Raw genomic sequence first — 3356 nt, forward strand, 5'->3', positions numbered from 1 at the left:
ACACGACCCCACTCAAACGCCGCCGCACCACCAGGCAACGACGACCCACCCCCAGCGCCCGGCCCATCCCCGGCGCTCGGACGCTGCCTGGTCGGCTCAGGTGCCCACTCGGCTCGCAGGCTGCGCATATTGCGCCTCTCCTGCCGGTCTTGGAGATCTTTGATGAGCGCCTCGAACTCATCGAGCGTCTTCTTCGTATTGATGATCTTGTAGGCGTGTCCGGTTCCGCCGACCAACGGCGCCTTGACCACGACGAAAACGCCGGTAACGAATTCCGGTCCGACCTGCCGCGACCACTTCCCTACCCGGAAGGTGACATCCGTCCCAGCGGTGACCTTCACCTTCGCCCCACCGAGCGCGCCCTCCGTACCAACACTAATAAGCAGGGAATGGGGCAATAGGTTCTTTACCCCCATTACGTCCTCGAAATCCTCTGCGTCGGAAAGATCCCACTGATTCTGCGGCACCCACAGTGCCCTTCTGCGCAGCGACTCGATGTCGTCTGCGGTGGGGGCGGGCTCCAGCTTCAGGTACAGGGTCTCCCCGGTAGGACTATTTTCGGCCGGTAGTTCCACGAACGCGGCGGATCGACCAGTGCTGTCATACCCGAGTTCGAGACGAACCTCTTCGATGTCCGCAGGAAAGACGAACGAATCTCCGTCGACCGCCACGGCCTGTGGGATATAGACCGGGCGGCCGGCGAATTTTACGTCCAACTTCCTAAAATTCGATTTGGGGCGGCCTAGCGACTTGGGGCGGCCTAGCGACGCCGTGATGTGGTAGGACCCGACGAACGATGGGGGGAGTCTCCACGCCTGGCCGGGCACCTCCGGCAAGTCCGGCGCGACACCGCCGGACCCACCGGCCCTGATGGGATGCCGCTCAGGTGCCGACCCGGCTAGCGGGACACGCCGATTATCCCGTTCCTGCCGTTTGTTGAGAGTCTTTATGATCCCATCGAGCTCATCGATCTTCTTGCCCGTGTCGATGAGCCGGTAGGCGTGTCCGGTTCCGTCGACCAACGGCGCCCTGACCACGACGAAAACGCCGCTTTCCGATCCGGCCAGCCGCGGCCACTTCCCTACCCGGTAGGTAATCTTCGTCCCCTTGGTGACCTGCACCTCCCCCCCACCGGGGGTCAAGTGCTTCCCCTTGCCAATGGCAGTACGCAGGGGGGTGGGCAATTTGATATCCGCCAAAATTTCACCTGGGTAAGTCACTGCGCCGGAAAGATCCCACAGATCCTCCAGCTCCCAATATACATTTATGGACCTCGACATGCCGCCGATGCTGTCCGCGGTGAGGGCGGGGTTGACCACTTCCACGTACAGGTCCTGTCCGGCCCCACTCTCTTGATCCGGATGTACCCGGCGCTCGCGTATCGCGGCCGTCAGTTCCACGACCATCAGGGGTTGACCAGTGACGCCAAACCCGGCTCTGAAAACAATCCGGTCCAGCGTCGTGGGGTAGTCGAACTTACCTCCGCCGGCCAGGATGCCTCCCGGGAGATAGATACTGGGATCTCCTGACCCGCCGAGCCGTGTGCCCAGATTCCTTCTGGCCGAGAATATCGACGTCGTGCTGCGGTAGGAATCGACGAACAATGGGTGATCGGTTTTCCACGCCCGGCCGGGTGCCATTGTCTTCAGAGCTGCCACCTCGCCGAGAGTGAACCTGCGGTCGATCCCTTGGAAGATGGCGCTTTCGGTGCCGTCGGGCCGGGTGTACCGGATTTCGACAAAACCGGCACTCCGCCTTCTCGAAATCTTCCCGATAGTGACATAGACCTCATCACCCGGGCGAACAAGCCCATCGATCCCATCGATCCCATCGAGACGCATCTCCTGGCCGGCCAGCCAGATGCTCAACCCGGGCACCGGACGAGTGAACCCCGACATCTCCGGGTCATGCCGCACCGGGGTGGCCGGGACGCGGATGGTGAATGGGAAATCGAGGTCCGTTGGGCGCTGGTCTTCCCAGCTGCCCTGGTCCTTGAGATTGCGCAAGTATCGGAGGTGTGCGGCGAGTTCCTGGACCTGACTGTACGGGAAGGAGGAGCGTTGACGGATGACCGCGAGGTCACGCTGGAAGGTGTTTTCCAGGATACGCGAGTAGGTGCTGTCGGGATTCTTCTCCGCCTTGGCGATCGCCGCTTGCAGCAGACCACGCGTCTTCTCGAACTTCCCATCCAGTTCCCGCCGCGTGTGGGGATTTATCTTCTGGGGGAAGCCCTCAGCGATCCGGTCGGCGATGCCGTCTTCGGCACGAGGTTTGACGAGGAAGTAAGCACCCCTCCACCACAGGACCTGTTCCGGGACGACACCGTCATCCGGCGGCGGGCCGATGCGGTCCGGGGCACCGAACGGATGATGGACCAGCATCGGCCGGGACAACTCCTTGGCCGCCACGTGGAAAGGCACAAGCGTGAGTTCGTGAACCCCGCCACCGACGACCTTGCGGAACCAGATCCGGTGCAGCGCCTTCTGCTCCTGCTCCGACACGTCCGCCGGATACGGAAGAATCTCCCTAAATTTCGACTCGGCACCCCGGGCGAGGTCGTCGGCCAACTCACGAATCACCCACGCACGCAGTCCATCCAGGCTGCGGACCTTCAACTTCGCCAACGGATTCCCAAAGGCGTCCAACACCGGCTGAAAGACCCCGGCCACCCCCATGTCAAACCGCCGAGGATCGAAGTCGAACACCTCGAGCGCCCACCGCTCGAAGCGCTCCGCCTGGTCACTGGACACCACGGCCGACAACGTGGTGATCGCCTTAGCCACCTCCTGCTCCAAGCCCGACGCGACATCGCCCCCCGACGACGCCGAGCCATGCGCCGGCGGCACCCCTGCCGGCGAGCCCGGCGCATCGTCCAGCGCGGGGTTCTCCGACCGCAACCCCAACATCAATTCCGCCGGATCCACCCCTGACGGCAAGTCCACGGAGCCCGCCGGCGCACCGTCCACCGGCGGCGGCGACTCCGAGCCAGGCTCCAGTGGCACCCCTGCCTCATTGGTCGGAAATTCAGGCGCCGGTGTCCGCGCTGCCGGCGAGCCCGGGAACCCGCCCGCTCCGTCGGTCTCCGTCCCCCAATCCGGGAAAGCCAATGGTGCCCGCATATCGAGCAAACTCGACAGGTCATCCGCATAAATATTCAGGCCATCCGCCGGCTCACCATCGGTACGCGGACGCTTCGGCTCAGGTCCCGACTCCGACGGCGGCGACTCCGAGCCAGGCTCCAGTGGCACCCCTGCCTCATCGGTCGGAAATTCAGGCGCCGGTGTCCGCGCTGCCGGCGAGCCCGGGAACCCGCCCGCTCCGTCGGTCTCCGTCCCCCAATCCGGGAAAGCCAATGG

General features: G+C 63.9%; 1 protein-coding gene. It reads right to left on the reverse strand.

Annotated elements, in window-relative coordinates:
• Positions 1-3002 (reverse strand): hypothetical protein (locus tag ACZ6Q9_RS34135; RefSeq protein ID WP_466021480.1); only part of this gene is annotated, 3002 nt, incomplete at its 3' end.
• Between the last annotated feature and the right edge of the window lie 354 nt (positions 3003-3356).

The sequence above is a fragment of the Micromonospora sp. NPDC049139 genome (assembly GCF_055586845.1).